The sequence below is a fragment of the Kribbella sp. genome, assembly GCF_035687465.1.
In the GTDB taxonomy this organism is placed as follows: Bacteria; Actinomycetota; Actinomycetes; order Propionibacteriales; family Kribbellaceae; genus Kribbella.
Map to the genome: position 1 here is coordinate 1 of NZ_DASRXP010000260.1, position 6,236 is coordinate 6,236.

Consider the following 6,236-nt stretch of genomic DNA (forward strand, 5'->3'; position numbering starts at 1 on the left):
CTGGTCCCGGACGGCACCGAGATCGAGGCCGTCGCGAACGGTCTGGCCGGCGCGCCCGGTGGTCGTGAGCACGAGATCGCCTGGGTGCTGAGCCAGTTCAAGCGGCGGAAGGTGCGCAACACCGTCTGGCTGACGGCGGACGTGCACTACTGCGCCGCCCACCACTACGACCCGTCCCGCGCGGCCTACACCGACTTCGACCCGTTCTGGGAGCTCGTCGCCGGTCCGGTGAACGCGGGGACCTTCGGGCCGAACCCGATGGACTCCACCTTCGGCCCGAAGGTCGAGTTCGTGAAGGCGGCGGACTTCCCGAACCAGCCGCCGAGCGGCGGCAACCAGTTCTTCGGCCATGTCGCGATCGACCCGCGCAGCGAGGTCTTCACCGCCTCCCTGCGCGACCTGTACGGCAAGATCCTCTGGACCAAGGACCTGCACCCGGCCTCTTAAGTGCACGCCCTGCCCAGTCGCTGTACAGGCTAGAAACCCCCAACCACCGCGCCGCAAGCCCGCCTGATCATTCGCCCCCTTTTCACCATCGAGGATCGCCGTCACTGTGGGCAGTTGGCGAGGGTGAAAAGGGGGCGAATGATCAGGCGAGCTCTCGCCTGCACCCTGAGGTTGTTTTGCCCGTGGCGACTACGTTGTGCCCATGACCGCCGCTGAGTACCCGGACAGCCGTCGCGACGATCTGGTCGAGACGCTGCACGGACGAGAGATCGCCGACCCGTACCGCTGGCTGGAGGATGCCGACTCCGCTGAGACCAAGGACTGGGTCCGCCGCCAGAACGAGGGCACCGAGGCAGAGCTCTCGACCTACCCCGAGCGGGCCTGGTTCCAGCGCACGATGTCGGCCATCCTGGCCCGTCCGCGGGCAGGCGTTCCTGCCCAGGAGTCCGGCTGGTTCTTCGTCGGCCGCAACGATGGCACCCAGGCCCAGGACGTCATCTACGTCGCGGAGTCGCTGGAGCAGTTGCTGGATGGCGGCCGGGTACTGATCGACCCGAACACGCTGTCCGCCGACGGCACCGACTCGCTCGGCAGCTACACCGTCAGTCCCGACGGCCGGTACTTCGCTTATGCCATCAACGAGAGCGGCAGCGACTGGCTTACCTTCCGGCTGCTGGACATTGCCACGGGCGCGGAGCTCGACGACGTGGTCACCGAGGCCAAGTTCTGTGTAGCCACATGGCTGCCGGACTCCTCGGCGTACCTGTATCTGCACTTCCCCGCCGGTGGGCGGAGCGAGGGCACGGAGACCAAGCCGTTGAGCGGCGCCCAGCTCAAGTTGCACCGGCTCGGCAGGCCGCAGTCCGAGGACGAACTGATCGTCACCTTCCCGGACGACGACCGGCTGTTCATCGGGCCCGAGGTCACCGACGACGACCGGTACGTGGTGGTGCACCTGACCCAGGGCACCGACCGCGACACCCGCCTGTGGGTCTACCCGATCGTCGATACCGGGCTGGGGGAGCCGATCAAGCTGATCGACGAGTTCGAGGCGGAGCACCACTTCGTCCGGATGGCCGGCGATCGCCTGGTACTGCGCACCACCCGCGACGCCCCGCGCGGCCGAGTGGTCAGCTGCGGCCTCGACGGCACGTTCACCGACCTGATCCCCGAGGGCGCGGGCGCGTTGCAGACCGTCTTCGGTACGTCGGCCGGCCTCGCCACGCTGGCGCTGATCGACGCGCAGCCGGTCCTGACCTTGTACGACCTCGATGGCGGCAACGCCAGGCCGGTACCGCTTCCCGGCGGCGGAGTGGTCGACGTGTCCGCGAGCACCAAGCACGACGAGCTCTTCATCGGCCTCTCCTCGACCACCGAACCGACCCTCTCGTACGTCGTGTCCGCCGCCTCTGGGGAATCCCGCGCGCTACCGGAACTGGTCGCCGGCGGGGCGGGCGGGTTCACCTCGCCGGAGATCACGGTGTCCCGGCGGATCGCGCCGGGCCGCGAGGTGCCGTACTTCCTGATCAGCCGGGCCGACCTGGACTTCGAGCAGCCCCGGCCGACCCTGATGTACGGATACGGCGGTTTCCACATCCCGATCCTGCCGGATTACAAGCCGGGCTGGCCTGCGTGGCTTGCGGCCGGGGGAGTGCTGGTGATCACCAACCTGCGGGGCGGCGGTGAGTACGGCAGCGCGTGGCACGACGAGGGCCGGCTGAAGAACAAGCAGAACGTGTTCGACGACTTCATCGCCGTGGCCGAGCACCTGCAGGAGAACAAGGTGACGACCCCGCAGCAGCTGGCGATCCACGGCCGCAGCAACGGTGGGCTGCTGGTCGGCGCGGTGATGACGCAGCGGCCGGACCTCTTCGCGGTGGCGCTGCCGGGGGTCGGCGTGATGGACATGCTGCGCTTCCATCTCTTCACCGTCGGAGCCGCCTGGGCCTCGGACTTCGGGCTGCCCGACGACCCCGACCAGTTCGAGGACCTGCTGGCCTACTCCCCGCTGCACAACCTGCGGCCCGGTACGTCGTACCCGGCGACGCTGGTGGTCACCGGTGATCACGACGACCGCGTGGTCCCGCTCCACAGCCACAAGTTCATGGCGAGCCTGCAACACGTTCAGGCCGGTGCATCGCCGGTCCTGACCCGCATCGAGGTCAACACCGGCCACGGTTTCGGCAAACCCGCCGCCATGGTCGCCTCCGAATGGGCCGACCTCCTGGCGTTCGCCGCTCACCACACAGGGCTGAACCCTGTGGGCTGAGGTTCACCAGATGTGAGGGGCCTCGAGGTCGCGGGGGTCGTTGGCGGGCTGGCAGCCGTGGGTGGACTCCTCGTACTCCGAGGTGAGGCCGTTGGTGGCCAGGGTGCGGACTGCGGCGACCAGGCGGTCGACGTGTTCGCGCGTAGTACCGAGGCCAAGGCTGGCGCGGATGGCGGTGCCGTGCTCGGGGGAGTCTGCGAGCAGGCGGCCGACCAGCGGGTGCGCGCAGAACTTGCCGTCCCGCACGCCGATGCCGTACTCCGCTGACAGCGCCGCGGAGGCAAGGGTCGAGCTCAAGCCCTCGATGGTGAAGCAGACCGTGCCGACGCGGTCCGCCTCTTCGCCGAACAGCGAGTAGGTGTTCACGCCGGGGAGCTGGGCCAGTCCGGTGCGGAGCCGGGCAAGCAGGCTGCGCTCGTGCTGCTCGATCGCCTCGCGGTGCTTGGTGATCGCTGCACACGCCGCGGCCAGGGCGATCGCGCCGATGACGTTGGGGGAGCCACCCTCGTGCCGGGCGGGGCCCTGGTTCCACACGGTCTCGTCGCCGGTGACAGAGGCGGTTGCGCCGCCGCCGTAGAGGTACGGGTCAGCTGCGTTGAGCCAGTCGGCGCGGCCGATCAGCGCGCCCGCGCCGTACGGGGCGTAGAGCTTGTGGCCCGACAGGGCGACCCAGTCGACGTTCAGTTGGGCGATGTCGACCACGCGGTGCGGTGCGAGTTGTGCGGCGTCCAGGCAGACGCGGGCGCCGTGAGCCTTGGCTACTGCGGCGATCTCGGCGATCGGGAAGATCTCGCCGGTCACGTTGGAGGCGCCGGTGACTACGACCAGGCGCGGTCCCTCCGGTGCGGTGCGCAGTGCGTCGGCGACTGCCGTGACTGCGGCTGTGGTCGACGTCGGCGCGGCCAGACGGATGGTGCGCTCGGTCGGCCAGGGGAGTAGGGCAGCGTGGTGCTCGGACTCGAACACGATCACCGTGGCGTCGGCCGGTACCGCGCGGGCCAGGAGGTTCAGGGCGTCGGTGGTCTGCCGGGTGAAGATCACCTGGTCATCCGTGCTGGCGCCGACGAAGGTGTGCACCTCGCGGCGGGCCCGCTCGTACCACTGGGTGGTGATCCGGGACGCGTACCCGTTGCCGCGATGCACCGACGCGTACGACGGCAGCGCGGCCTCGACGGCAGCTCGCACCGACTCCAGACAGGGCGCGCTGGCTCCATGGTCGAAGTTCGCGTAGTCCGTCACCCGGCCGTCGGCCAGCGGCACCAACAGGTCCGACCCGACCGTGGCGGGGATGTTGCCGGTGGTGAGCCGGGCGATGGTCGGCCGAGCGGTGCTCGTGTTGGCAGGCTCGAGGATGGAGAGGATCGACATGGTTTGCTCCCGGTGGTCCGCGCTTGCCGATCGGGGTGTTCCGAACGGCCGGGTCCTCACCCGGGGCACCCCACCGCGGAGGAGGGTTGCCGGCCAGCGAGCCGGGGCTTGACGCTGACACTCATGACCTGCTGAAGACGGTAACCAAAGGCCCGGTAGATGCGCCAGCAGCAATCCCACTTCGTGAGACTCCGCTACACATCCTGAGACAGGCAACCATTTGCAGGCGGGAGCGCGTCCTAGTCGCCAGGTGCGGTCTCGGGAGGGGGTGGTCCGGATGTGGTGGAGCAGGGCAAAGTGCCCGGTGCGGTCGGAGGAACAGCTCTGGATCGAAGAGTCGCTGGACTGGTTCGTCTCCGAGTTCGGTGACGCGGTACTGCGGGGGCCGGTCGCGCTGCCGGAGATCTCCTTCTTCCCAGCGGACTACGCGGGCACCGAGGACGACGTACGGGCTGTCTTCGAGACTGTTTGCACGCGGCTGGGGGTGCCGGCCGATCGGGTGCTGCTCGAGTTCGAGCCCGAGGAGGGTGAGGAGCTGCTGGATTCCGTCTCGCTGGAGTATCGGCATCGGCGGGCGGCGGGACATTGGCAGACCCGCGACGGGCTGACCGTCATCACTGTGCACCTGGGGCAGGCGCGGGAGCCGGTCGGGCTGGTGGCGACGATCGCGCACGAACTCGGCCACGAACGGTTGCTGGGCGAGGAGCGGATCGATCGGGAGCGGCGGGACGGTGAGCCGCTGACCGATCTGTTCACGGTGTTCTTCGGGATGGGCGTCTTCAACGCGAACGCTGCCTTCGAGTTCCGCCAGTCGGACCGGAGCTATCAGACCAGCCGGCTCGGCTACCTCACCGAGCCGATGTACGGCTACGCGCTGGCCCGCTACGCCTGGCTCCGAGGCGAGACCGCCCCTGCCTGGGTGACCCACCTCGACACGAATCCCCGCACCTACCTGAAGCAAGGCCTCAAGTATTTGTACGCCGAGTGATCCAGCGGGACCTGTTGTCCGGCACCAGCGGCGGTGATGATGACGGCATGATTGGAAGACTTCACCATGTGGCGATCGACTGCCCTGATCCCGCGGTGCTTGCGCGGTTCTACTCGGAACTCACCGGCCTGCCGATCACGTACGAGAGTGAGGACTGGGTGGTGGTCGCCGCGAACAGCAGCAGTTCCGGGCTGGCTTTCCAACTCGCTCCGGACCACCAGAGACCTCGGTGGCCCGATCCGGCCCACCCGCAGCAGTTCCATCTCGACGTGATGGTCGACGACGTGGCAGCGGCCGAACCTGCTGTCCTGGCTCTGGGCGCTCGCAAACTGTCCGGCAATGTCTTCGAGGACCCAGCCGGTCATCCGTTCTGCATCATCCCCAGGCCAGGGTGGGCCCCGCCTGTCCAGGCTGCCGCAGTTGGTCCTGTGACCCCGGGGCGGTGATGATGCTGCGATGACTTGGACTGCACCTGAGGTGGAACGGCCCGACGGTTCGCTCGTGGCGCCGGAGCGCGAACTGTTGGCGGGGTGGCTGGACTTCTACCGGGCCACGTTGCTGCACAAGTGCAGCGGGCTGGCCGCCGAGCAGTTGGCCCAGCGGCCGTCCCCGCCGTCGAACCTGTCGTTGCTCGGGTTGATCCGGCATCTCACCAAGGTGGAGCGGATCTGGTTCCGGATCCTCTTCACGCCGGACGACCCGGCCGAGCCGGTCTTCGATCCGTCGCTGGGCAAGGACGCGGACTTCGAACTCATCGACGCCGGCCGCGCGCAAGCGGAGTACGAGGGGCTGATCGCGGAGTGGGAGCTGTCCGACAAGGCGGCCGCGGGCCGGTCCCTCGACGACCGCTTCATGATCCGCGACGAGGAGTCGAGCCTGCGGATGATCTACCTCCACCTGATCGGCGAGTACGCCCGCCACTGCGGCCATGCCGATCTCCTCCGCGAACACCTTGACGGGGTCACCGGCGTCTGAAACTCCCCGCGTGGCGACGCCGTGACGCTACGGAAGGGGCAGTGTGACCGGCGTGTGACACGTGTGACTCGAGTGGTAGTCGGGGTAGCCTGCTGACTATGGCGACCCGCACGTCTTCCCCGGCGCGGGCGCGGAAGTCGGCAGCCAACCGCCCGAAAACAGAGCGGTCGGCCACCGGTGGACGCTCCC

The 6,236-nt window shown here is 68.6% G+C and carries 6 protein-coding genes and 1 riboswitch; of the genes, 5 read left to right on the forward strand and 1 reads right to left on the reverse strand.

Going from position 1 to position 6,236, the window contains the following annotated elements; all coding sequences use genetic code 11:
* Positions 1-447 (forward strand): alkaline phosphatase D family protein (locus tag VFG33_RS12990; RefSeq protein WP_325025949.1); only part of this gene is annotated, 447 nt, incomplete at its 5' end.
* A gap of 202 nt (positions 448-649) precedes the next feature.
* Positions 650-2,716 carry a prolyl oligopeptidase family serine peptidase gene (locus tag VFG33_RS12995; protein ID WP_325025951.1) on the forward strand — a complete coding sequence of 689 codons (2,067 nt, stop codon included), beginning with the start codon at positions 650-652 and terminating at the stop codon, positions 2,714-2,716.
* Positions 2,717-2,719: 3 nt separating this feature from the next.
* On the opposite strand, the gene VFG33_RS13000 is transcribed toward VFG33_RS12995, so the two are convergent.
* The gene (locus VFG33_RS13000) at positions 2,720-4,084 is read right to left on the reverse strand and encodes an aminotransferase class V-fold PLP-dependent enzyme (RefSeq protein WP_325025953.1); all 1,365 of its coding nucleotides are present in this window, start codon (positions 4,082-4,084) and stop codon (positions 2,720-2,722) included.
* A 14-nt stretch (positions 4,085-4,098) separates the two neighbouring features.
* A riboswitch (SAM riboswitch) is annotated at positions 4,099-4,213 on the reverse strand.
* Between the two features lie 175 nt (positions 4,214-4,388).
* Here VFG33_RS13000 and VFG33_RS13005 point away from each other — a divergent pair.
* Genes VFG33_RS13005 through VFG33_RS13015 form a run of 3 tightly spaced genes read left to right on the forward strand, consistent with a single transcriptional unit; the run spans position 4,389 to position 6,047 of the window.
* Positions 4,389-5,072 carry a hypothetical protein gene (locus VFG33_RS13005; protein ID WP_325025955.1) on the forward strand — a complete coding sequence of 228 codons (684 nt, stop codon included), beginning with the start codon at positions 4,389-4,391 and terminating at the stop codon, positions 5,070-5,072.
* 47 nt (positions 5,073-5,119) lie between these two features.
* Entirely contained in the window at positions 5,120-5,518 is a 399-nt protein-coding gene (locus tag VFG33_RS13010) for a VOC family protein (protein WP_325025957.1), read from the forward strand.
* Between the two features lie 10 nt (positions 5,519-5,528).
* Positions 5,529-6,047 carry a DinB family protein gene (locus VFG33_RS13015; protein WP_325025959.1) on the forward strand — a complete coding sequence of 173 codons (519 nt, stop codon included), beginning with the start codon at positions 5,529-5,531 and terminating at the stop codon, positions 6,045-6,047.
* Positions 6,048-6,236: the final 189 nt, after the last annotated feature.